19 protein-coding genes are annotated in these 26250 nt (G+C 45.8%); 17 read left to right on the forward strand and 2 right to left on the reverse strand.

Annotation, left to right across the window (positions count from 1 at the left end; genetic code table 11):
• The first annotated feature begins 11 nt into the window (after window positions 1–11).
• The 5 genes from ftsH to DWW60_RS03980 all read left to right on the forward strand — a co-directional run bounded on the left by ftsH (window position 12) and on the right by DWW60_RS03980 (window position 9218).
• Window positions 12–2054 carry an ATP-dependent zinc metalloprotease FtsH gene (ftsH, locus tag DWW60_RS03960; protein ID WP_117874419.1) on the forward strand — a complete coding sequence of 681 codons (2043 nt, stop codon included), beginning with the start codon at window positions 12–14 and terminating at the stop codon, window positions 2052–2054.
• Between the two features lie 83 nt (window positions 2055–2137).
• Complete coding sequence (locus DWW60_RS03965; protein WP_117874420.1) at window positions 2138–3487, forward strand: esterase/lipase family protein; 1350 nt, start codon at window positions 2138–2140, stop codon at window positions 3485–3487.
• A gap of 395 nt (window positions 3488–3882) precedes the next feature.
• The gene (locus tag DWW60_RS03970; protein ID WP_015534618.1) at window positions 3883–5976 is read left to right on the forward strand and encodes a glycoside hydrolase family 13 protein; all 2094 of its coding nucleotides are present in this window, start codon (window positions 3883–3885) and stop codon (window positions 5974–5976) included.
• A 339-nt stretch (window positions 5977–6315) separates the two neighbouring features.
• Window positions 6316–8532 carry an RNA ligase gene (locus tag DWW60_RS03975; RefSeq protein WP_117874421.1) on the forward strand — a complete coding sequence of 739 codons (2217 nt, stop codon included), beginning with the start codon at window positions 6316–6318 and terminating at the stop codon, window positions 8530–8532.
• 134 nt (window positions 8533–8666) lie between these two features.
• Window positions 8667–9218, forward strand: coding sequence for a metallophosphoesterase family protein (locus DWW60_RS03980; RefSeq protein WP_022216994.1), 552 nt, complete (start codon window positions 8667–8669; stop codon window positions 9216–9218).
• Between the two features lie 365 nt (window positions 9219–9583).
• On the opposite strand, the gene DWW60_RS03985 is transcribed toward DWW60_RS03980, so the two are convergent.
• Window positions 9584–10216, reverse strand: coding sequence for a TetR/AcrR family transcriptional regulator (locus DWW60_RS03985; RefSeq protein ID WP_117874422.1), 633 nt, complete (start codon window positions 10214–10216; stop codon window positions 9584–9586).
• 182 nt (window positions 10217–10398) lie between these two features.
• On the opposite strand from DWW60_RS03985, the gene DWW60_RS03990 reads away from it, so the two are divergent.
• From DWW60_RS03990 to fabG, 5 genes are all read left to right on the forward strand, one after another.
• Window positions 10399–12516 carry an efflux RND transporter permease subunit gene (locus DWW60_RS03990; protein ID WP_117874458.1) on the forward strand — a complete coding sequence of 706 codons (2118 nt, stop codon included), beginning with the start codon at window positions 10399–10401 and terminating at the stop codon, window positions 12514–12516.
• Window positions 12517–12573: 57 nt separating this feature from the next.
• Complete coding sequence (locus tag DWW60_RS03995) at window positions 12574–14928, forward strand: hypothetical protein (RefSeq protein WP_117874423.1); 2355 nt, start codon at window positions 12574–12576, stop codon at window positions 14926–14928.
• A gap of 110 nt (window positions 14929–15038) precedes the next feature.
• A complete protein-coding gene (gene acpP, locus DWW60_RS04000; RefSeq protein ID WP_022216990.1) occupies window positions 15039–15272 on the forward strand; it encodes an acyl carrier protein in 234 nt (77 codons plus the stop codon).
• Window positions 15273–15733: 461 nt separating this feature from the next.
• Entirely contained in the window at window positions 15734–16657 is a 924-nt protein-coding gene (gene fabD, locus DWW60_RS04005; RefSeq protein ID WP_015534623.1) for an ACP S-malonyltransferase, read from the forward strand.
• Complete coding sequence (gene fabG, locus DWW60_RS04010) at window positions 16650–17390, forward strand: 3-oxoacyl-[acyl-carrier-protein] reductase (protein ID WP_022216988.1); 741 nt, start codon at window positions 16650–16652, stop codon at window positions 17388–17390. Before fabD ends, fabG begins: the two co-directional genes overlap by 8 nt.
• 102 nt (window positions 17391–17492) lie before the next feature.
• On the opposite strand, the gene DWW60_RS04015 is transcribed toward fabG, so the two are convergent.
• Window positions 17493–17786 carry a helix-turn-helix domain-containing protein gene (locus DWW60_RS04015; protein ID WP_015534624.1) on the reverse strand — a complete coding sequence of 98 codons (294 nt, stop codon included), beginning with the start codon at window positions 17784–17786 and terminating at the stop codon, window positions 17493–17495.
• Between the two features lie 321 nt (window positions 17787–18107).
• Between DWW60_RS04015 and DWW60_RS04020 the strand changes: the two genes are divergently transcribed.
• The 7 genes from DWW60_RS04020 to DWW60_RS04050 all read left to right on the forward strand — a co-directional run bounded on the left by DWW60_RS04020 (window position 18108) and on the right by DWW60_RS04050 (window position 26238).
• Entirely contained in the window at window positions 18108–18443 is a 336-nt protein-coding gene (locus tag DWW60_RS04020) for a cupin domain-containing protein (protein ID WP_117874424.1), read from the forward strand.
• 20 nt (window positions 18444–18463) lie between these two features.
• Window positions 18464–19714, forward strand: coding sequence for a glycoside hydrolase family 3 protein (locus tag DWW60_RS04025; RefSeq protein WP_117874425.1), 1251 nt, complete (start codon window positions 18464–18466; stop codon window positions 19712–19714).
• Between the two features lie 123 nt (window positions 19715–19837).
• Window positions 19838–21073: a beta-ketoacyl-ACP synthase II gene (fabF, locus tag DWW60_RS04030; protein ID WP_022216985.1), complete on the forward strand. Its 1236-nt coding sequence runs from the start codon at window positions 19838–19840 to the stop codon at window positions 21071–21073.
• Window positions 21074–21409: 336 nt separating this feature from the next.
• A complete protein-coding gene (locus DWW60_RS04035; RefSeq protein WP_117874426.1) occupies window positions 21410–22759 on the forward strand; it encodes an aspartate aminotransferase family protein in 1350 nt (449 codons plus the stop codon).
• 26 nt (window positions 22760–22785) lie between these two features.
• On the forward strand, window positions 22786–24360 hold the full coding sequence (locus tag DWW60_RS04040) for an ABC transporter substrate-binding protein (protein ID WP_015534629.1): 1575 nt from the start codon (window positions 22786–22788) through the stop codon (window positions 24358–24360).
• Between the two features lie 88 nt (window positions 24361–24448).
• Complete coding sequence (locus DWW60_RS04045) at window positions 24449–25378, forward strand: ABC transporter permease (protein WP_055145097.1); 930 nt, start codon at window positions 24449–24451, stop codon at window positions 25376–25378.
• Between the two features lie 2 nt (window positions 25379–25380).
• Window positions 25381–26238, forward strand: a complete 858-nt coding sequence (locus tag DWW60_RS04050) for an ABC transporter permease (protein WP_117874427.1) — start codon at window positions 25381–25383, stop codon at window positions 26236–26238.
• Window positions 26239–26250 lie beyond the last annotated feature (12 nt).

The raw sequence follows: 26250 nt of genomic DNA on the forward strand, positions 1-26250 counted from the left end.
GGAGCATATACATGGAAAATATGGATAAGAGAAAATTCAGGAATGGAATGATAATCTATCTGTTGATCCTGATAGTTGCTTTCATCCTCATAAACAGATGGATGCAGAGCGACAAGATTGAAGTGACCACCACTTACAGTTACACAGATCTGACAGAGGATTTGGATGATGGCAAGATATTGGCATTGTCGATACAGCCAAATGCAGAGATTCCTACGGCGGTAGTTCAGGTGCAGTTCACCAACGGAAAGACTCTTGCATTTTATTCCACAGATGTCAATGATGTCGTGAAGATTTATAACGACTATCAGGCAAGTGTGGACAAGTATAATGCGACCGTAAGCTCGGATGACGATAAGAAGGTCGTTGCCAGATGCAGCCTGAACGATGTGGAGAAGACGAGCATATGGAGTGTGATAATTCCGTATGCCCTTGTCATGATCGTCATGTTCTTTGTCATGCTGCTGTTCGTGAGATCATCACAGGGCGGTGGAGGCCAGATGATGAACTTTGGCAAGAGCAGGGCGAAAATGACAGAGCCTGATGAGAAAGAGAAGGAAGATAAGAAAAATAATAAGAAGAAAATAACATTTGACGATGTTGCCGGTCTCAGTGAGGAGAAAGAGGATCTCGAAGAGATAGTGTGCTTCCTCAAGAACCCGGGCAGATTCATCAAGGTCGGTGCACGTATACCGAAGGGAGTTCTTCTTGTCGGCCCTCCTGGAACAGGTAAGACACTCATGGCAAAGGCCATAGCAGGAGAGGCGGGGGTTCCGTTCTTCAGTATTTCAGGATCAGACTTCGTGGAGATGTTCGTCGGTGTCGGTGCAGCGAGAGTGAGAGATCTTTTTGCACAGGCAAAGAAGAACGCACCATGTATCGTATTTATAGATGAGATCGATGCCGTTGCCAGACAGAGAGGTACAGGACTTGGCGGTGGACATGACGAGCGTGAGCAGACTCTGAACCAGCTCCTTGTAGAGATGGATGGATTCGGAGCGAATGAGGGAATCATAGTTCTTGCAGCTACCAACCGTGTGGACATACTGGATAAAGCGATCCTCCGTCCGGGACGTTTTGACAGAAAGATATCTGTCAATCCTCCTGATATCAAGGGCAGAGAGGAAATCCTCAAGCTTCATGTTGCGAACAAGCCTCTGGCAGAAGATGTTGATCTCAACGAGATCTCCAGAACAACAGCCGGATTTTCGGGAGCTGATCTTGAGAACCTGATGAATGAGGCTGCGATCTCTGCTGCGAAGGCCGGCAGGGAATATATCAATAAGGAAGATGTCGACAAATCATATATCAAGGTTGGAGTCGGTGGTGAGAAGAGGAGCCATGTGGTCTCCGAGGAGGATCGTAAAATCACGGCATATCACGAGTCGGGACATGCGATACTGGTCCATCTCCTTCCATATGTTGGCCCGGTGCATATTGTGTCTATCATACCTACAGGTACCGGAGCCGGAGGATATACCATGCCGCTTCCACAGGGTGATCAGGAATATATTACTAAAGCGCATTTGCTCAACGAGATAAAAGTTAGCATGGGCGGAAGAATTGCAGAGAAGATCATATTTGGCAATTTTACCACGGGTGCTTCACAGGATATCAAGATGGCCAGCGGTTATGCAAGATCCATGGTTACGAAGTATGGAATGTCCGAAAATCTTGGATTTATCAACTATGAGAGCGATGATCAGGAGGAGGTATTCCTCGGGAAAAATCTTGGACATACCAAGCCATACAGCGAAAAGATAGCCGCCGCCATAGATGAGGAGGTTAAGCAGATCGTTGACGAGTGTTACAGGGAGGCTTATGAGATTCTGGAGCAGAATGTGGATGTTCTTCACAAGTCTGCAAAGCTTCTTCTTGAGAAGGAGAGAATAACAGGAGCTGAGTTTGAAGCACTGTTCGATAGAGACGATGCTAAGGATGCAGATGCAGATGTTCAGAGCAACGGTGCAGAGCAGAGTACAGCAGAGAATGTAAATGCAGCAGATAATGCTGTTGCAGAGCAGAAAGCTGAGACTCAGACAGACAAACAGTAATATATAAAGACAATACAGATGCCCGCAGTTTTCTTGCGGGCATTTGGCTTATGTTGGATATATGACGGAAGGGAGAACAAGGGATGAAGATAATAAAGAGAGGGATAAATGCGGTGATACCGTTCCTGCTGGCAAATGTATATCTGCTGGCAAGGTGTCCGGAGTGGAATATACCACTCATGCCGCTTATAGTTGTGGTGTTCATAGCAGTATATGTACTGCTGACCGCGATGCCGCTTCTCGGTCTGAAGAATATACAGTCTAAGGGTATCAGAAGGTGTCAGAGGGGATGCGAGAATCTGTATTCTTTCCTGGCGGCAACGGTCATGTCTGTGGCTGTGCTGATACTAATGTTGGTGCATGTGATAGATGTTGGTGCGTGGACATGGAAGAACTGGGTTCTGTACATACTCACGGCGGTGGCTGTACTGGCGGTCACATTCTGGGTTGGAATAATAAGGATATATGTGTCATCCAGGCAGCTCGGTATCAAATGGAGAGTGATCGGTATACTGTGCGGTTGGATTCCGGTGGTACATCTGATAGTCCTTGGCAAGCTGATAAGTCTGGCATCAGGTGAGACGGTTCTGGAGAACGAGAAGATTATAAAGGATAAGGCAAGACAGGCTGACCGGGTCTGCGCCACCAGATATCCAATACTCATGGTACACGGAGTGTTCTTCAGGGATTTCAGGTATCTGAATTACTGGGGAAGGATCCCTGCGGCACTTGAGGCGAATGGTGCGACCATATTCTACGGAAACCATCAGTCCGCCGCATCTGTGGCTGACTCCGGACGGGAGATAGCTGACAGGATACAGCAGATATTGAAGGAAACAGGATGCGGGAAGGTGAATATCATAGCCCATTCCAAGGGAGGCCTTGACAGCAGATATGCCATATCGAAGCTCGGCATGGCCCCTTATGTAGCATCACTCACAACGATTAACACTCCGCACAGGGGATGCGAATTTGCGGATTATCTTCTGGGCAAGATACCGGAGAAACAGCAGCAGACCGTGGCAAATGCCTACAATTCTGCACTCAAGAAGCTGGGTGACACAAACCCGGACTTCATAGCTGCGGTGACGGATCTCACGGCATCAGCGTGTGAAAACCTGAACAGAGAGCTCCCTGATCCGCAGGGGGTATACATACAGAGCACGGGTTCATGTATGAAGAAGCCTTCCGGCGGACGCTTCCCGCTCAACACCACCAACGCATTCGTAAAGCAGTTTGATGGTGAGAACGATGGACTTGTCGGATATGAATCTTTCAAATGGGGCTCAAACTTCATATATCTGAAGCCTCAGGGCAGGCGTGGAATCTCCCACGGAGACGTGATAGACCTGAACAGGGAAAATATAGATACATTTGATGTGAGGGAATTCTATGTGGAGCTTGTGAGTGATCTGAAGAGACGCGGTTTTTAGAAAATGCCCGGTGTTTTGTCTAATGTGAACAATAAAAAGTAAAAATCAGGTAATATTCAGGAAATGTATTGTGATATTGCACAATGACATTTGCCAAATAAAAAAATGTTTGGGCAGACTTTTGACGGGATTTGTATATAATAATACTTGTAACCCCCAATACATTATATAGTTTTGGCTACACCCCATAAAAGTAACAAAATACCTTCTCCAAAAGAGACAGTCGTTCGGTGACTGTCTCTTTTACTTTTGGTGAAAACAGAAATTGGGCAGGATGGTCTGATATGAGGCGATTCCTGCTGTATATTTGCAGCTAATATATGTTTTATCTTGTTGCCTAATCTCCCGAAAAGTATTAATATAAAAAAGAGTATGTGCAAGGGAGATTTTATTGTATGGTGGAAAAGAAGACCAATGGGCAGAAGATACATGATTATGTATATAATGTAAAGCCCATACTAAATAAAGGCGGACTGTTTGCGGACGGAAGCAAATATTATGTCAGCCCACAGGAGCCGGATGTGGATCAGGATGTGAATGTCAGATTCAGGACTACAGCCGATAATGTGGATGAAGTGTTCCTTATATATAATGAAGAAAAGATACAGATGACAAAGGAAAGTTCCAACAGAATATTTGACTTTTATACCGCAACGATACCTGGAGGTCTGCCATTCATAAGATATCATTTTGAGATACATTCGGGAAGGGTCACATGCTTTTATGACAAGCTGGGACCTACGAAGCAGAACGACAGAGAGTACGACTTTGAGATATGTCCGGGATTCAAGGTGCCGGAGTGGGCAAAGGGTGCGGTATTTTATCAGATATTTGTGGACAGGTTCTGCAACGGGGATACTTCCAATGATGTGCTGGATAATGAGTACGCATATATAGGTACCGGTTCAGTTCAGGTAAAGGACTGGAATCAGAGGCCGAGCACCATGGATGTGGGACGTTTCTATGGCGGAGATCTCCAGGGTGTCAAGGATAAGCTTGATTATCTGCAGGATCTGGGAGTGGATGTAATATATCTGAACCCTATATTCGTATCACCATCCAACCATAAGTATGATATACAGGATTACGACTACGTTGATCCCCACTATGGAAGAATAGTTGACGATGAGGGTGACTGCCTTCCGGGCGGATGCCTTGAGAACAAGCAGTCGTCGAGATATATCAACAGAGTTACAAATAAAAAGAATCTTGAGGCCAGCAATCAGCTCTTTGCCGAGCTGGTTGAGGAGATACACAAGCGTGGCATGAAGGTCATCCTGGATGGCGTGTTCAACCACTGTGGTTCATTCAACAAATGGATGGACAGGGAGTGTATATACGAGAATCAGGAGGGCTACGAGAAGGGTGCGTTTGTATCGAAGGACAGCCCTTACAACACTTTCTTCAAGTTTTACAATGACAATGCATGGCCGTACAATACAACATATGATGGCTGGTGGGGACATGACACTCTTCCAAAGCTCAACTATGAGGACTCGCCGAAGCTGGTTGAGTACATCATGAAGATAGCGAGAAAATGGGTGTCACCTCCATACAATGCGGATGGATGGAGACTTGACGTGGCGGCGGATCTGGGCCATTCACCTGAGTACAACCACCAGTTCTGGCGTGAGTTCAGGAGAAATGTAAAGGAGGCCAACCCAAATGCCATCATTCTGGCGGAGCACTATGGTGATCCGAAGAGCTGGCTGAAGGGCGACCAGTGGGATACAGTCATGAACTACGATGCGTTCATGGAGCCTATCACATGGTTTCTCTGCGGTGTTGAGAAGCACAGCGATGAGTTCCGCGGAGACCTTCTGGGTAATTACGATGCGTTCAAGGGTGCGATGAACTACCATATGTCCAGATTCCTGAGACCATCGATAGACGTGTCCATGAATGAGCTGTCCAACCACGACCATTCCAGATTCCTCACGAGAACCAACAGAAAGGTCGGACGACTTCACACCATGGGAGCGGATGCCGCCGATCAGGGCGTGGACAAGGGTATATTCAGACAGGCTGTCGTATTCCAGATGACATGGCCGGGCGCTCCTACCATATACTATGGCGATGAGGCCGGTGTGTGCGGATGGACAGATCCAGACAACAGAAGAACTTACCCATGGGGACATGAGGACAAGGAGCTGATACAGTTCCACAAGGACATGATAAGAATACACAAGTCGTACGAGGCGCTTAAGTCAGGTTCTGTATTATATCTCCATGGCGGACACAAGATACTCTGCTATGGAAGATTTACTGACAACAAGCAGGTGGTAGTCATCATGAACACCAACTATGAGGATGTGGATCTGAAGCTTCATATCCGTCAGATAGGTGTGTACAACCACTCGATACTCAGAAGAGTCATGCTGACAAATGAAGAGGGCTATACACTGGAGCCACAGGATTTCATGGTGGAGCACAACGTACTCACGATCAAAGCTCCGAAGATGAGTGCGATGGTGCTTGTTCGTGCCTGATGGCCGGAAGACAAAGATATACAAGACAAAGATATATGACATAAAAATATAAAAAAGTTCCTTTGGACGAATGATGTTATTGAAAGAATCATTTGCCGGGGAGCTTTTTTATTTGCAAGAGTAATGCTTGCACAGAAAATGGATTGAAAATGGAATTGCTTGCCCGTGTTATCGTCTAAATCTGCGGCGAGCCGAATTCTATGTTTGTCCATGACTTTGTAACGATCCAAGAAACACAATTTAGAAAACAGATAGATTAAACTACAGGTTGGGTGAAAAATATAGGGAGATAGGGTATATTGGACAAAATAGTATTGTAAAGAAGGAGGCAGATAGAATATGAGAGTATTGCTTTTGCTTAGGGGATCTGCCGGTTGTGGCAAATCTACATGGATCGAGCAGAATGGATTAAAACCATACACACTTTCAGCGGACGACATCAGACTGCTTTGTCAGAGTCCGGTGCTGCAGGTGGATGGTACGAGAGGAATCAGTCAGAACAATGATGGTACGGTGTGGAAGACATTGTTCAGCCTCCTTGAGATCCGCATGCAGAAGGGCGAATTTACGGTGATAGATGCCACGAATTCCAAGACTTCGGAGATGAACAGATATAAGAATATGTGTGAGACGTACAGATACAGAATGTATTGTGTAGATTTTACAGATATACCTATAGAAGAGGTGAAGAGAAGAAATGCCGGGAGGGAGGAGTTCAAGAGGGTATCAGATGACGTTATTGACAAGATGTACTCCCGCTTTGCCACACAAAAGATCCCTTCGGGAATCACGGTCATAAAGCCGGACGAGCTTGACAGCATCTGGATGAAGAAGAGGGATTTCTCCCAGTATAAGAGGATCCATCACATCGGGGACGTTCACGGATGCTATACAGCGCTGATGAAGTATCTGGATGACAATGGCGGTATAAAGGATGATGAGTTCTATATATTTACAGGTGATTATATCGACAGAGGCGTGGAGAATGCGGAGGTTGTAAATTTCCTGATATCTATCATGGACAGGAAGAATGTTCTCATGCTTGAGGGCAATCACGAGAGATGGCTGTGGCTGTGGGCAAATGACTGCACCGGCAGGTCGAAGGAGTTTGAGCTTGTGACAAGACCAATCCTCGATGCTTCCGGAATCGACAAGAAGGAGGTGCGGAAGCTTTACAGAAGGTTTGGACAGTGTGCTTACTATAGCTACGGTGATAATGTATATCTGGTGACCCATGCGGGACTCAGTGTGATTCCCGACAATCTCACATTTGTGGCAACTGATCAGATGATACATGGAGTCGGAGCTTACAATGATTTCGAGAAGATCGCAGAGACATTCTACGGGAAGATGCCGGCGAATTACTATCAGATCCATGGACACAGGAACACCAAGCTGCTCCCGGTGCGGGTGAATGACAGAGTGTTCAACCTTGAGGGCAGAGTCGAGTATGGCGGGGAACTCAGATGCGTTCGGGTGGATGCTGATGGAATCCATGAGGTGGAGATCCACAATGATGTGTTCAAGGCACCTGAGATACAGGAGGAACAGACCGTTACCACAAGCTCTGTTGCAGATGTGATCATCTCCTTGCGGGGGAACAGGTACATACAGGAGAAGACATTTGGCAATATTTCGTCATTCAACTTCACGAGCAAGGCATTCAATGACAGGGTGTGGGATGAGCAGACCACAAGAGCAAGGGGCTTGTACATTGACACATTCAAGGGAAGAGTCGCAGCGAGGGCGTATGACAAGTTCTTTAATATCAATGAGCGCCCTGAGACAAAGTTTGATATGCTGCAGAATAAGCTGCAGTTTCCGGTGACTGCCTATGTCAAGGAGAACGGTTTCCCGGGACTCGTGAGCTACGATGAGTACAACGACGATTTGTTGATAGCGAGCAAATCCACCATAGAGGGACCATTCGCCGGCTGGCTGAAGGATATGATATATGAGAAGGTGACACTGGAGAATATAGAGAATATGAAGCGGTTTGCGAAGGACAATAATGTGACATTTGTATTTGAGTGTGTTGATATGAAGCATGATCCTCACATCATAGAGTACCCGGAGAGCAATCTGTATCTGCTTGATATAGTTTACAACCAGATAAACTATGCAAAGTATGATTACGATGCGATGTGTGATACAGCCCACCGGTTCGGCCTGACACCAAAGAAGAAGGCTTGCGAGCTTGCAACCTGGCAGGAGTTCTATGACTGGTATTATGATATCCTTGAGGATGATTACGAGTATAACGGCAGAGTCATAGAGGGGTTTGTCATCGAGGACAGCGACGGATATATGACAAAGCTCAAGCTTGCATACTACAATTTCTGGAAGTTTATGAGGACAATATCCCATGAGGCTATCAGAAACGGATATATCAAGAAGACATCGGCACTCACCACCCCTCTTGCAAATGAGTACTATGCGTGGGTGAGAAAGCTTCACGATACAGAGGATCCCGCAAATGTTCCGAGGGATATATGCACGCTTAGAAGATGGTTTTATAATGACATGAAGCAGGCGGAAGGCGATAGCCTGATATAGGTGATCATAAGAGATAACACGGTGAATGTTTGACGGGTTATGTTATATCATGGCAGCAGCCAGACATAGAAAATTATCCAGGCTGCTGCATATATTTACATGGTACGCTGAGTAGGAATGAGAGGTGATATTGTATGATATTTTATACGTCAGATCTTCATTTTGGACATGCAAATGCTATAAAATTTGATGAGAGACCATTTACAGATGTGGATGATATGGCTGATGGAATGATACATAACTGGAACAGCAGGGTAGGAAAGAATGATACAGTGTATATTCTCGGGGATTTCTGCTTTAAATTGAAAGATCCGGAGCCGATCCTTGCAAGACTTAAAGGACACAAGCGCCTCATCCTTGGCAATCACGATCAGGTAATAATGGGAAGTGAGAAGCTGCAGTCCTACTTCGACGATATACAGAAGATGGACTATGTGAGCGACAGAGGTAAGCTGATAGTTATGTGTCACTTTCCGATAGCTGAGTGGAATAAGAAGAAAAGCGGGGCATACCATTTCTATGGACATATCCACAAGAGCAGTCCTGAAGTGTACAGATTCATGACCGGCCAGGGACGTGCTTACAATGTAGGCTGCATGATCAACAACTACATGCCGTGCACCGCTGACGAGATCATCCGAAATAACGAGATATATCAAGCCAGATTACAGTCAGAGGCTAAATGATAAGAGGTATAAGGACGTATGTATATGTAACTGGCAACCTGTATTTTCAAGTTTTGTAATTCCACATGCTTCCAATAACTGCCGGAAGTAAAATCAGAATGCATCATGTAGCGAAAACATAGAAGTAAACGGAAAAGAAGGAATAAGGAGGAATTGTATAATTATGAAAATATTAAATGACATATAGTGTAATTTAATGCTATAAAAAACCAGCCCATAGGTGTTAATGAAAAAGTAGATTACCTCCGGGAAAGCATAATAAAAAGCCTACACCACCGTGTAGGCTTTTTGCGCTTTCCCGGATGGGCACAATCCCTCGTCAGCACCTATGGGCGTCCGTCTCAGCACCCATGGGCATCCGCCAATCAATTCTTTGGAGGCAGCGTAATGTAATTTCGATCCACCGCCTGGAACAGCTTCGGCCGGAAATTCTCCTTGGTAAGTTCGAATATGGAGTGTGACACCAGGAAGTAATAAGCCTCCACAGCCTGATCCACGTTGATACTCGTGATCTCCGGGCTGTTCAGGTATCCCTTGATGGCAACGGTGAGACCCATTACCAAATACTTACATATAATAAGAGGAGACAGCATAGGATTGTCAGGAATCTGATCCGTGTCAAATATCTTCAGGTGTTCCTTGAAGAAACTGGTGAACTGTTCGATCATGACCTGCTCAAAGCTGTTCTGCCCGGTTGTCTCAAAAAGCTTTCTGTAAAGCTTCGCTTCATTAATAATGTGTGTGAAGAGATATTTTATGGCCTCAAGGATCATGTTGTGCTCAAGCAGTACCTCCAGTTCCTTGGTCACCTCATTGTAGAGCATGTAATCCATCAGCTCATATTTGTCTTTAAAATATCTGTAGAATATCGGTCTTGATATTCCGACGTCTTCAGCGATCATCGTGACAGTGATCTTATCAAAGGAATATTCGTTTACAAGCTTTTTGAAGCTTTTGATAATTTTATCTTCAGTCTTTTCCTCGCTTGGATTAGGCACTTTCCCAAACCTCCCTCAGTTTATAATTTGTTTATAATCAATTTTGAATATGTGTTCAAACGTTTGTTACAGATTAGCATATTTGTAACAAAATGTAAACGTTTTCGTATTTTGGGTAGTTTATTTAAGAAATATCAGGTTGTATAATCCACCACAGAATAGAAAAAGGAGATGTTATGGCTATGTTAAAACTAGGAGAAAAGATAGTAAGTGCGAGGGTCGTAATACTGATTCTCAGCTTAGTTCTTCTCATACCAGCGGCATACGGTTATATCAAGACCAAGGTAAACTACGATATTCTGTCATATCTTCCGAAGGATATCGAGACCATGAAAGGTCAGGATATACTGGTTGACCAGTTCGGTACAGGAGCCTTCTCACTGTATGTGGTAGAGGGGATGGAAGACAAAGATGTATCCGCACTGAAATCAAAGATTGAAAAAGTAGACCATGTATCAAAGGTTATATGGTATGACAGCTTTGCAGACCTGTCAGTACCAAAGGATATGCTTCCTGAAAGCCTTTATGATGCATTTAACAATGACGAAAAGAATGCCACCATGATGGCCATCATATTTGATGATACCACATCGGCGGACGGCACAATGGATGCCATCGAGGAGATAAGAAGCATATCAAACAAGCAGTGCTTCCTGTCCGGTATGTCAGCGGTTGTCGTCGATACCAAGAAGCTGTCAGAGAAGGAGACCCCGATATACGTACTTATAGCGGTTATCCTGAGTAGTATCATACTGGCGATCACAATGGACTCTATCATGATCCCGGTACTCTTCCTTACAAGTATAGGAATGGCGATCGTGTACAACCTTGGATCAAATATCTTCATGGGTCAGGTATCATACATAACAAAGGCGCTGGCTGCGGTACTTCAGCTCGGAGTTACAATGGATTACTCCATATTCCTGTGGCACAGCTACAAGGCACAGCAGAAAGAATACACGGATAAGAAAGAGGCTATGGCACACGCCATCGCAGAGACAATATCATCAGTTGTGGGAAGTTCCATAACAACAGTTGCCGGATTCGTTGCACTGTGCTTCATGAGCTTTACCCTCGGACTTGACCTTGGTATCGTCATGGCAAAGGGTGTCGTACTCGGAGTTATCGCATGTGTAACGATACTTCCATCACTCATCCTTGTATTTGACAAGGCGATAGAGAAGACAACACACAGAGTAATACTTCCAGAGTTCAAGGGAGTAGGAAAATTCATAGCTAAGCACTACAAAGTATTCCTTGTATTGTTCGTGATCATCCTGATCCCTGCAATATACGGATACAATCATACAAAGGTTTATTACAAGCTGGATTCATCACTTCCAGACAGTCTGGAGAGTGTTCAGGCCAACACAGAGCTGGCTGAGGTATTCAACATGAATTCAACACATATGATACTTGTCACAAATGATCAGAGTGACAAGGACACAAGAAACATGATGTCAGATATCGAGAACATCGATGGAGTTAAGTTCTGTCTCGGACTTGACAGCATCATTGGAGCAGGTATTCCAACCGACTTCATACCTTCAGATGTCACAGAGGCGCTCAAGAGCGATGACTGGCAGTTGATACTCGTCGGATCAGAGTATGAGGTTGCTTCAGATGAGGTTAACAATCAGTGTACAGAGATCAATAATACCATCGATTCATACAACGAGAAGAACATGCTGGTTGGTGAGGCTCCTTGTACAAAGGATCTTATCACTATAACAGATAAGGATTTCGCATCTGTAAGTACAGTATCCATCGGAGCGATATTCATCATCATCCTCTGTGTATTCGGTTCAATATCACTGCCAATCGTACTTGTGGCAGTCATAGAGTTTGCGATATTCATCAACATGGGTATCCCTTGCTTCACCGGAACAGAGATACCGTTCATAGCTTCAATAGTTATCGGTACTATCCAGCTCGGCGCGACGGTTGATTACGCCATACTGATGACAACGAAGTACAAGAGAAACAGACTGAACGGATACAGAAAGTTTGACGCCGTGGCAACAGCATGCCAGGAGTCAGTACAGTCCATAGTTGTCAGCGCACTTTCATTCTTCGCTGCAACATTTGGCGTAGGTCTTTACTCAGATATAGATATGATCAGCGCGCTGTGTACACTTATGGCTCGTGGAGCACTCATAAGTATGTGTGCAGTTATCCTGATGCTTCCATCAGCACTGATGCTCTTCGATAAGGTCATCATGTTCAGATACAGGAAGAACCTGATGGATGGACCATCAGCGAAGGTTAGCGATGAGGACACTGCAGCCACTCAGGCATAGCAGTTATAAACAGATGTAACTACGGAACTTTTGTAATCTATGAAAAGAGGTAATAATATGATCAAATGGAAGAAATATATATGTGTTGCATTATCAGCAGTTATGATGGCATCACTGGCAACAGGATGCGGAGATACAAATGACAGCTCATCCTCAGACAAGGCCGAGGCTACAACCGAGAGCGAGTCAGACACACTTCAGGATGCACTTACATCTGAGATATCCAAGGATGGCGCATCTGACGCAGACAAGGAAGAGACAGTATATGTCCTTGCCGATGCAAATGGAAATGCAAATGACGTTACAGTCAGCACATGGCTGAAGAACTCAGACGGTGCAGAGGGACTCAACGACAAGACAAACCTCACAGACATCCAGAACGTGAAGGGCTATGAGGAATACAAGGACAACGGCGATGGCACTATAACATGGGCTGCAAATGGATCAGATATCTACTATCAGGGCAAGTCAAATGAGGAGCTCCCTGTTGACGTAAAGGTAACATACAAGCTGGACGGCGAGGAGATAGAGCCTTCAGAGCTTGCAGGCAAGAGCGGTAAGGTCACCATCAGATTTGATTATACCAACAACACCAAGAAGACAGTCACAGTGGACAGCAAGAATACAGAGGTCATCTCACCATTTGTAATGCTCTCAGGAATGATCCTTCCTGTAGATAAGTTCTCAAACGTTCAGGTTGAGAATGGTAAGGTCATCTCAGAGGGAAGCAACCAGATCGTAGTCGGATATGCAGTTCCTGGATTCAAGCAGTGCTTACAGGATGGTATAAATGACAGCAAGATAGAGACAGCACTTGATAACATAGATGTACCTGATTATGTTGAGGTTACAGCGGATGTCACAGACTTCGAGCTCTCAATGACCATGACGGTTGCAGCAAGTGACCTTCTTGGATCAAGCGCAGAGGATGCCATAGACGAGGTTGAGGACAAGGCAGATGTGAGCTCACTCACAGACAGCGTAGGTCAGCTCGGTGATTCTGCAGATCAGCTCGAGGAGGGTTCAGGAAAGATCACAAATGGTTTGGAGACTCTGAAGGATGGTACTTACTCACTGAAGAAGGGCGCTGACACACTGGCAGACGGTGCAGCTTCACTTGAGACTTACACAAGCCAGCTTGCAGCAGGTACTTCACAGATATCAACAGCCATGGGAACTCTGGACGATGGAATCAAGTCTATAAAGGATGGTTCATCAGCTCTCAACGATGGTGCAAAGACACTGGCAACAGGAGCAAAGACAGTCGATACAAGCGTTGGCACACTCAAGAGCGGAGCTGACAAGCTGAACAGTGGTGCAAAGGAACTTCAGGCAGGCTTTGAGGGAACAGACAGCAATCCTGGACTTTCCAAGGGCGCAAGCTCACTGGCATCAGGAGCAAGCAATGCATATGCAGGTTCACAGGCACTTGCAAAGGGCGCTACAGAGCTCAATAATGGTGTGAACACATTGATCACCATGCTGACAGGAATGCCATCACAGATCGTAAGCCAGGCTCAGTCAAATGTATACAGCCAGCTCGGCGGTTCCATAACAAGCGAGGCCGGAATAGATGCGGCTATGTCACAGCTTGAAGGAGCACTTGCACTAGGTAAGACTACTCTGGATGCGGCAAAGGGCGATGGAACATACGATGCATATTTTGCACAGTACACAGGCCTTGCAAAGGCAAAGGGTGCTCTCAATGCGATCGATCAGATAGGAACGACCCTCACAGCTACTTTGACTTCAGAGGAGACAACAGCACAGATAACAGCATTACAGCAGGGTGCTGAGACACTGGATACCAAGATGGGCGAGCTGTCAACAGGACTCAAGACCATCAGTGACGGTGCTTCAAGCATTTCAACAGGAATCGATTCCGCATATGCAGGTGTCAAGGCAATCGCAAAGGGAACCGGAGATCTCTCAAGAGGTGCGGCAGCACTCAAGAAGGGTACAAAGACTCTCAGCGATGGAGCAGCTACAATATCAACAAATATGAACACACTGTATCAGGGAAGCTTAACACTGGCAAATGGAAGCAGCCAGTTAAAGACAGCGGCAGGAACTCTTGATTCAAGTGCAGGCCAGATCGCAGCAGGAGCAAAGACCCTCAGTGATGGAGCATCACAGCTTGACAGCGGAAGCAAGACTCTGGATGACGGAGCAAAGGAGCTTGTAACAGGTTCAAAGACTCTCAGCGATGGAATGAAGCAGTTCAACGAAGAGGGTATCAAGAAGATCACAAAGCTGTTTGCAGGCAACTATCAGGCAGACATTGATTATATAGAGGCACTCTTCTCAGACGATACAACTTACACAAGTTTCACAGGTACGATCGATGGTACAAAGAGCACAGTTAAGTTCATATATGAGACAGGTGCGATCAAGTCTGACGCTGAAAAATAAGCGAAAAAACAATGAAAATCTTCGTGTTGACTTTACTGTAGCCTTAGGTTATAGTATAAGCGTCCGTGAGGATAATGGTAACATTTACTATAGTTTAGGAGGATTAGAACATGTTTGATAAGGTTAAGGCAATATTCGAGGAGCAGTTAGGAGTTTCACAGGACGAGATGAAGCTTGACACAAACTTCAAGGATGATCTTGGTGTTGATTCACTTGATCTTTACGAGATCGTTATGAAGCTTGAGGATGAGTTCGATGTTGAGATCCCTGCTGAGGAGCTCGATGACGTAGCTACATTTGAGGACGTACTTAACTACCTTAAGAGCAAGGGTGTTGAGGAGTAATATTGCTAACTGAACAGATTGGACTGTTTTGAATACATTTGTTATTCAAAGTTGTCATGTATCGGACATGACATAACTTTGGTAGCCAGCCAGGACATGAGTCCTGACTGACCATCCAAGGTTATATATATTATATGAGAGTTGATTTACAGCAGATGCTTTGAGCCGTGGGGCTTGATGGCATGTGCTTTTTTTATGCGTTAATACACCGCCAAGCGATGCCGGATTTTCGAGCTCGCTCGAAAAAATCCGGCATTACGAAGTGCGGAGCAAGCTGAAGTATTAACGCAGTATTAATTCTTGACCTTGCGATTTGCGGAGCCCTGTTCTATAATAAGGGATGGTTGACTTGGCTTCTGGATGTAGCATGAGAGATGGTTGATAAAATCCAGTACAGACAGACATCAATGATATGCGAATGTAAATCAATTACAAAATATAATAAAGGCGGTAAAAAAGAAATGGGTAAGACAGCAGTTATATTCCCAGGTCAGGGCGCACAGTATGTGGGCATGGCAAAGGATTTTTATGACAGTTTTGAGGACAGCAAGAAGGTATTTGACGAGGCAGATGACGTTCTGGATATAGAGCTTAAGAAGATCTGTTTCGAGGAGAACGATGACATCAACAAGACAGAGTACACACAGCCGGCCATGGTTGCTGCAGAGGTTGCCATATATGAGCACCTGAAGAACGCAGGTCTCAAGGCTGATGTATTTGCAGGACTCTCACTCGGTGAGTACAGCGCACTTGTTGCAGCAGGAGCCATGACTCTCGCTGACGGCATCAAGACAGTTAGAAGAAGAGGTATCCTTATGCAGAACGAAGTACCTCTCGGAATGGGCGGAATGGCAGCAGTCATAGCAATGGACGCTGACAAGATTGCCGAGATATGTGAGAACACACCTGGCAAGGTACAGATAGCAAACTACAACTGTCCTGGACAGATCGTTATATCAGGTGAGGCAGAGGCTGTTAAGGCAGCATCAGCAGCACTTGCAGAGGCTGGAGCCAAGAGAGTTATCCCACTTAACGTAAGTGGTCCATTCCACTCACAGATGCTTGTGCCTGCAGGTGAGAAACTTTACGACTTCCTTCAGGGCGTGGATGTTGCAGAGGGATTTGCTCCTTACTACTGCAATGCAGACGCAGAGGAGATCACAGACGCAGCAAAGGTTAAGGAGCTCCTGAAGAGACAGGTGTACTCATCAGTAAGATGGCAGCAGACAATAGAGAACATGATAGCTGACGGCGTTGATACATTTATCGAGGTTGGCCCAGGCAAGACTCTCACAGGCTTCATGAAGAAGATCAACAGAGAGGTAAAGAGTATAAATATTGCAACTGTAGACGATTTAGCGAAATTGGAGGAACTGAATGCTTAAGGATAAGGTAGCAGTAGTAACAGGTGCCGGAAGAGGTATCGGACGTGAGATAGCAAAGACATTTGCCGGATATGGCGCAAAGGTAGTAGTAAACTTCAATGGCTCAGAGGAGCGTGCAAACAGCCTGGTTGAGGAGATCAAGGCAGCAGGCGGAGAGGCAGTGGCTTTCAAGGCAAATGTGGCAGATTTCGCTGAGGCAGAGGCACTCATGAAGTTCGCAGTTGCTACATATGGAAGAATAGATATTCTCGTGAACAATGCGGGAATCACAAGAGACAATCTTGTACTTGGAATGAAGGAGGCTGATTTCGACGATGTTATCAATATCAACCTCAAGGGTACATTCAACTGTATCAAGCATGTGTACAGAACCATGATGAAGCAGAAGTACGGACGTATCATCAACATGTCATCCGTAGTAGGTATAGAGGGAAATGCAGGACAGGTGAACTACGCAGCATCCAAGGCTGGAGTTATAGGTATCACCAAGTCTATAGCCAAGGAGCTCGGAAGCCGTGGAATCACAGCGAACGCCATCGCTCCTGGATTCATCAAGACAGACATGACAGATGCACTCTCAGACAAGGCAAAGGAGGCTATGCTTGACCATATCACAGTCAAGAGACTTGGTGAAGTATCAGACATCGCTGAGACAGCAGCGTTCCTTGCTTCGGACAAGGCATCATATATAACAGGACAGGTCATCAAGGTTGACGGTGGAATGAGCCTGTAGGATATACAGATCACGATCTGGAATAATACAAATAGAAAACAGGGTATCGCAACAATGTTGTGATACCCTGTATCTGTAATATGAACATTATAAAGTTATATTTTATTTCTTGTTCAGTTTGGAGAATTCCTTTGCAAGCCCAAGAAGCTGTGCGTGCTGATGTTCTGTCAACTGGGTTGTATCAATATACTTGGCACTTGAATCATCCCCTTTGAGAAGATAATCAGTGGAGCAGTTGAAATATTCAGCGATGCGGAGAATCATGCTCACAGACGGGTCGATGGAATTGTTCTCCCAATTGCTTATAGTCTGGAATGCCACTGATAACTCCCCTGCAAGCTCTTTCTGTGTCATCTTGTTCGCGGTGCGCAGTGTTCTTAATTGTTCACCTATCATAATAATCAGAGCTCCTTTAAATCCAAAAAAACGTAGTGACCCTCACTAATTAATAATAGCTGAATGGTATTGGGTTTACAAAAGATAAAACTATACTTATAATAGAAAAATGGCTTTTTTGTCATATTTTGGGCATTTGTTATTGATCAGATGTACTCTGATAGTAATGTGTGCATGCCAGGTTGTTTTGATTCGTACAAATGTCATAATAAATCATTACAACAATTCTAGTACGTTGATTTTTCAACATACTAGAATACTAAAAAGTGGAATAATACTATAAGCGAACAATATATCAGAATATATCAGGAGGTAACGAACATGGGAATTATGAAGAATATCGCACAGTCAGAGGTACTTAAGCTCAAGGATCAGGTGGCATATCAGGAGGGACAGGTCGTAAGTAAGACACTTGCTCAGAATGTATGTATGAGTATAACCTTATTTGCATTTGCCAAGGATGAGGAGATCAGCACACACGAGTCTGACGGAGATGCATTTGTGACGTGCCTTGACGGTGTGGGCGAGGTGACAATAGACGGTGTCAAGTATGAACTCCACGAGGGCGAGTCAATAGTAATGCCTGCAAAGCATCCACATGCCGTATACGGCAAGGAGCAGTTCAAGATGCTTCTGGTGGTTGTGTTCCAGTTGTAATTGAATCACGGAGAAAACCAATGAAAAAAGCAATTGTGGTATTGATCGTAATGGTGTGCCTGACAGCAGGAATATGGGGAATCTTCATGCTGAGAGGCAGTGCGGGGAAAGCCGGGGGCCACGTAGAAAATGACAATGGAAATACAGGCGTAGCTGCTGATGTCACGGAGAGCGGAACTACGACAGAAGAGCAGACCGCGGATAGCCAGGAAACGACGGAGGTGCCCGAGGAGGAGAAGCCGAGTCTGGTGGATGAGACACTTGCTGGGATGACGCTTCATGAAAAGGTCTGTCAGATGATGTTTGTGACTCCGGAGGAGCTCACGGGAGAGGACGGCGTGACTGTGGCAGGGGATGCGACCAGACAGGCTCTGGAGAATTATCCTGTTGGCGGTATCGTGTACTTTGCGAAGAACCTTGAGAGTCAGGATCAGGTGAAGGAGATGATCGACAACTCCCAGAAGTACAGCAGTATAGGATTATTTGTGGCGACCGACGAGGAGGGCGGCGTGGTAAACCGCCTGATGGATACTGTCGGAACCACATATATAGGCTCCATGTACTATTACAAGGACGACGGAGACGAAACGGCATATGAGAACGCATACACCATAGCAAATGATATGTCGGCGCTTGGCTTCAATCTCGACTTTGCGCCGGTGGCGGACGTATGGTCGAACCCAGACAATACGGTTATCGGCGAGCGCGCATACAGTGATGACTACGCCCAGGCGGCAGAGCTCGTTGGAAATGCGGTGAAGGGCTTCAACGACGGAGGAGTCATGTGCACCCTGAAGCATTTCCCGGGGCATGGAGACACGGCGGAGGACTCACATTATAGCAGTGCCTATGTGCATAGAACAAAGGAAGAGATTATGGCGGATGAGATGCAGCCGTTCAGGTCGGGTATAGAGGCGGGGGCAGAATTTGTCATGGTCGGACATCTGATCGTCCCGGATATAGACGAGGTTCCAGCCACTCTCTCATACAAGATAGCGACCGGTATTCTTAGGGATGAACTGAAGTTTGAAGGAGTTGCCATAACCGATTCATTTGAGATGGAATCCATAGCGGACAATTACAGTGTGGATGATGCGGTAGTGATGTCGGTAAAAGCCGGAATGGATATGATACTGCAGCCGAAGGATATGGCGTCGGCGGTGAATTCCATAGAACAGGCAGTGGCGGACGGCGAGCTGTCAGAGGACAGGATAGACGAGAGCGTCCGAAGGATACTCACCCTGAAGGAGAGCCGCGGACTGCTCAAATAGCAAACTATGTAGTAATCAAAACTATTTAACCTTGTTATATATATTACATTGTGGTAAAATTATTTTTATCTGGGGTGCAAAAAAGCACTGTCAGCAGATAGAATGAAAAATACGAGGTATGAGATGAAAAGAGTAGTTGTAACAGGCATGGGTGCTGTGACACCTATAGGAAACAGTGTAGAAGAATTCTGGGATAATATAAAGAAGAATACAGTTGGTATCGGAGAGATCACAAAGTTTGATGTCAGCGATTACAAGTGCAAGCTTGCTGCTGAGGTGAAGAACTTTGATCCAAAGCAGTATATGGATCCAAAGGCGGCAAGACGTATGGAGCCATTTTGTCAGTATGCCATAGCAGCTACAGGCGAGGCGATCAAGGATGCAGGTCTTGACCTTGAGAAGGAAGACAGAACAAGGATCGGAACATGTATAGGAAACGGACTTGGCGGTGTGGCAACCATAGAGAAGGAGCACAAGAAGGTTGTAGAGGGCAAAGCGAACAGAGTCAGTGTAATGATGGTTCCTATGATGATATCCAACATGGCTGCGGGCAATGTTGCAATACAGTTTGGCCTTGAGGGCAAATGTACTGACATAGTTACAGCCTGTGCCACAGGAACAAACTCTATAGGAGAGGCTTACAGATATATACAGGCAGGAGAGGCCGATGTCATGGTTGCAGGTGGTGCAGAGTCACCTATCTGTGAGACAAATGTATCAGGATTTATTTCAATGACAGCGCTTTCAAGTGCAGAGGATCCTATGAGAGCGTCCATACCATTTGACAAGGACAGATGTGGATTTGTAATAGCAGAGGGCGCAGGAGTTGTTGTACTTGAGTCACTTGAGCATGCTCAGGCGAGAGGTGCCCAGATCCTGGCTGAGGTAGTCGGATATGGTTCAACCTGTGATGCATATCACATCACATCCCCTAAGGAGGATGGAAGTGGTGCAGGACGTGCCATGAAGCTTGCCATGGAGGAGGCCGGAATCACACCTGCTGATGTTGACTACATCAACGCACATGGAACAAGTACCCATCACAATGACCTCTTTGAGACAAGAGCCATCAAGTATGCTATGGGCGATGACGCATACAACGTGAACATCAATTCCACAAAGTCCATGATAGGACATCTGTTTGGAGCTGCCGGAGCAGTTGAGTTCATAACATGTGTGAAGTCCATAGAGGATTCATACATCCATCCAACAGTTGGTCTCCGCGAGACAGAGGGTGAGATGGATCTCAACTACACCATGGGCGAGGGTGTACACAAGGATATTACATATGCGCTCAGCAACTCACTGGGATTTGGCGGACACAACGCAAGTATACTTGTGAAGAAGTTCGAGGCATAATACAGGCAGGATTACTGATAATTACATATAACAGGAAAACATCACTTCAGACACAGGGGTGATGTTTTTTTGTGCGCTGCCCCAGGTTAATAAAATAAATATTTGGGGGACATAAACTAATAAAACCACAAAACAACACAAAAAAACATGAAAAACAAATGAAAACCAGAAAAACCCACAAAATGTGTTGACAATCCCACATGGCGTGGCTATGATACAAAGCAAAACAGAAGCGCGTATCTGATTTTAGAGTGCAAAGGGGCACGGAGATAGAACTGTAAAGTTTCATCTCTGTGCCCCTTTTGTTTTAACAGGGAAATCTTTTGGAGGTGGAATATGGCTACTAAATCAAGCATTATGGACACTAACAGCTACAGTGATGACTACAGTTCACTGCTCAGTAACACGACAAGGGATATGATAAACCGCCGTGAGAAATGGATGGGTGGTGCATACAGACTTTTCTATAGAAAGCCGGTCAACCTTGTGAGAGGACAGGGACAGTACCTCTGGGATGCAGAGGGGAATAAATATCTGGACATGTACAACAATGTGGCAGGAATCGGTCATTGCCATCCTGCTGTGGTCGAGGCAGTTACAGAGCAGATGAAGCTTTTAAATACCCACACACGTTATCTGCATGAGAGGATCATTGATTACAGTGAGGATCTGCTGAAGATGATGCCGGACGAGATAGACAAGATAATGTTCATGTGTACCGGTTCTGAGGCAAATGACCTGGCACTCCGAGTGGCACAGGAATACACGGGCGGCACTGGAATCATAGTTTCAAGGGAGGCGTACCACGGAACAAGTGCTCTGACATCTGGATGTTCACCAGCCCTTGGAAGTGAGCAGCCACTGCTTCCGAATGTAAGACTCATTGAGACACCTGACTATTACAGACATGGCGGTACACCTGAGGAGTTCACCGCATGGTACTCAGGAGAGATGCAGAAGAAGATCGATGAGCTGGAGGCAGCAGGATATAAGTTCTCATGCTTCCTTGCAGATTCTATATTCTCATCAGATGGAGTACATCCGAATCCGGTCGGTTTCCTGAAGGCGGCCATCGATGTGGTACATAAGAATGGCGGTGTATTCATAGCTGATGAGGTGCAGCCGGGATTTGCAAGAACGGGAGATGCGTTCTGGGGATTCGCCAGACATGGGATCATACCTGACATGGTGACAACAGGAAAGCCTATGGGTAACGGAATCCCGATATCAGGACTTGCCGCCAAGCATGAGGTACTCGCCGCATTCAGCGACAAACTTCCATATTTCAATACATTTGGAGGAAATCCAGTGGCTATCGCAGCCGCACAGGCTGTGCTTAATGTCATAAAAGAAGAAAAGCTGCAGGAGCATTGCAAGGTGGTCGGTGCAAAGCTTCTGAAAACATTGCAGGAGGTAAAGGACAGACATCCTGATTCTGTGGGAGACGTCAGAGGCGCAGGCCTGTTCATTGGATTTGAGCTTGCGAAGAATGACGGCAAGAAGACTCCGGATCAGCAGAAGGCACTGGATGCCATCGAACTTCTGCGAGACAACAATGTACTGACTTCTGTTGCAGGCCCTTATGGAAATGTCTTAAAGCTTCGTCCGCCTATGGCATTCCAGGAGTGCGATATCGACTGGATAGCATCAACCCTCGATAAATGTCTGCATCAGCTTGAGTCATAGATAACACACGAAAAGGAGGAAGAATTATGAAAAAGAAGATTTGCTCAATACTTTTGGCAGCCGCACTGGCACTTACGGTGACTGCATGTGGAAGCTCTGGAGGAAGTACAGATGGGAGCACACAGGCAGTGACAACAAGCTCTGAGTCCAAGACGGACAAGGACACACTGGTGATCCTGGGAGCAGAGAACTGGCAGGCATCACTCAGCCCACTGAAGCACACTTCCACGATGATGCTTCACGCAGAGGCCATAGCTCTGGAACATCTACTGGTCATGGATGAGAAGACACAGGAGCCACAGCCTAATCTTGCTACTGAGTGGTCATATGACGACAGTCAGACAGTCTTGACGGTCAAGCTCCGTGAGGGCGTAAAGTTCCACGACGGTTCAGACTTTACCGCAGAGGATGCCGCAGCATCATGTGAGGCATATTCAAGCTCACAGAACGTATCCGGTTCATGGTGGGCAGATGAGTTAAAGTGTAAGGTCATCGACGATTATACATTTACCATAACTCCAGCATCGGGAAAGCCTCTTGGCTCTTTGGTCAACATGCTTTGTTCAACTCCGATAATGTCCGCTGACGATCTTGCAGATCCTGAGAACACTCTGGATAAGAGATACAACGGAACCGGCCCATACAAGATGGTAAGCTTTGAGAACGATACAGCGACATATGAGCTGTTCGACGATTACTGGGGAACTCTTCCTAAGATAAAGAAGATCGAGTACAAGTACGTTGCGGATGCCACAACACGTCTGTCAGCATTGCAGTCAGGTGAGGCCGATGTCATCGAGCGTGTTGATTCCGATGCGGTGTCTGTGCTTGAGTCAGACAGCAATATCGTGGTTGACAAGTTCCTCACCACAGAGTGTAAGCACCTTATTCCAAAGTTCAAGATGCCGCCTATGAATGAGAAGCTCGTCAGAAAGGCGATAGCCTACGCGATCGATTATGACGGAATCGTAAATGATATATTTGGCGGATATGCAGAGAAGGCAGACAGCTTTATCTCCTCAACTATATGGGGCTACAAGGCTGTAGGTGGTGTCGGCGAGTACGATCCTGAGAAGGCTGCAGAGTGCCTGAAGGAAGCCGGCTATGAGAATGGCGAGGGCCTTCCAGAGCTCAACATTTACACATCCGTTGGTTTTTACCCTAAAACAAAGGAATATTACGAGTACATTGCAGCTTGTTTACAGGCTGTCGGTATCAACTGTAAGGTCGTTCCACTTGATACTTCATCATGGGGCGATGTGTTATATGAAGAAACTCCTTGCTACATGATCGACTGTGGATGGCAGCCATCAGGTATCGAGCCTGAGCTGAAGCTGAATTCATGGTATGCAGCAGGTCGAATCAGCCACTATGAGCCTACGGCAGAGCTTCAGGACATCATGGACAGATTCGCAACTGAGACAGACCCAGATAAGAGAAAGCAGATCCTTCAGGACGAGTACCTTCCGGCCCTGGCAGAGGAGATGCCTGATATCCCTATCATCAAGTCCATGACTATCTTCGGAGTAAGATCAAATGTCAAGGGTCTTGAGTACACAAGTGGTGCAGATTATATCTTCACAAATGTCACAAAAGAGTAAGCGCATAGCAATACATTAGATTCACAAAAAGGGGCTGCATGTGTAAGGATACAGCATGTGGCCCTTTTTAAGAAGGGAGGAAATCAAAGTGCTGGGAACCGTTTTAAAAAGACTTGCACAGGGCATTTTTGTTACCTTTTGCGTTATATTTATCAGCTTTGTAATACTTCGAATGATACCGGGAGATCCGGCGAAGGTCATGGCTCCGACAGCAACAGTAGAACAGCAGCAGGCGATCAGAGACAGTATGGGACTGGAAAAGTCCATCCCGGAGCAGTTTAAAATGTACATGGTGAATCTGTTCCATGGAGATCTTGGAGAGTCATATTTCAAGAGCGATACAGTCCTGAATGTTATGGAGCAGGCCACACCTTTATCATTGATACTGCTGATATCTTCAGTGGTCATATCGATCATATTATCCCTGATCCTGGGAACCATCGCAGGACTAAATGGAAATAAATGGGAGGATCGTCTCATCTCGAGTATTGCGGTACTGTTCCAGTCAATGCCTAACTACTGGGTATCCTCCGTGTTGATCATTATTTTCTCAGTCAGACTTGGACTGCTGCCGTCAATGGATTATTCGGGACCTGCATCCTGCGTGCTCCCGACAGTTGCACTGGCACTTCCGCTCACGGCGGTGCTCACCAAGGTGGTGCGTTCCTCACTGATCGACAGTTACAATCAGGAATTTGTCAAGGTTGCATATGCGAGAGGAATATCGACAGTGGCAATATATTTCAAATACGCACTCAGGAATTCACTTATCCCTGTACTGATATCCCTAGGAACACAGCTTGGCTTTCTGGTAGGAAGTATCGTTGTTGTCGAGTATGTATTTAACTTCCCGGGAATCGGATACACGGTGTTAAATGCGATCCTTCGAAGAGACTACAACCTGGTCCAGGGAATTATCATTCTGTTTTCCGTATTCTTTATTGTTTTGAATATTGCCATTGATCTTGGAAGTATCCGTCTTGATCCACGAATGAGAAAAGCACAGGGAGGACTGTAATTATGAAGAAAAAAAGTAAATTTAGATCAGTCCTTCAGTGGATTGGTAAAAACAAATTATTTACACTTGGAATCATTATTGTAGGAATCTATCTCCTTGCCGGAATCTTTGCGCCGCTCATCGCGCCGTCGGACTCGGGCAAGGCAAATCCATCCATCAGATTATTGAAACCATTTCAGGATCCGGCACACTGGCTGGGAACTGATGCCATAGGACGTGATCTGTTCTCGAGACTTTTGTATGGAATCCGTACCTCAGTCATAATTGGTTTCTGCAGCGTTCTGCTGGCCGCCCTCATAGGACTGATAGTCGGAATCATATCCGGTCTCACAAGTCCGGGACCTCTGGATTCAGTGCTGATGAGAATCACCGATGTACAGATGGGATTCCCATTTATCGTACTTGCCATGATCGCACTCACACTGTTCGCACCGAATGAGGTGTCGGTAACCATAGTGCTGAGTCTGGCACTGTGGCCGGCCTATGCGAGAACGGTGCGGTCAAATGTAATACCCCGGAAGAGCACAGATTATATCGCAGCGGCAAAGCTCATGGGGGCGAGCTCATGGAGGATATCCACGAAGTATATCGGCAAGAATCTGATCCCTGCCATGCTTCCTCTCATACCGCTTGATATCGCCGGAATGATCATCAATGAGAGCTTGCTCAGCTACATGTCACTCGGTATAAATCCGCCAAAGATATCCCTTGGAAACATAATGTCCGATGCCCGTGGCTATATTGCATCTGATGCATGGTATATCATGATCCCCGGCATCGTTCTTATCATCATGGTTCTCGGACTGAATTTTATCGGTGACAATCTTCAGGTTCATTTCGATCCAAAGCTTCGCAAATAGGAGGATAACAGT

The sequence above is a fragment of the Coprococcus sp. AF16-22 genome (assembly GCF_003461545.1).
In the GTDB taxonomy this organism is placed as follows: domain Bacteria; phylum Bacillota; class Clostridia; order Lachnospirales; family Lachnospiraceae; genus Coprococcus; species Coprococcus aceti.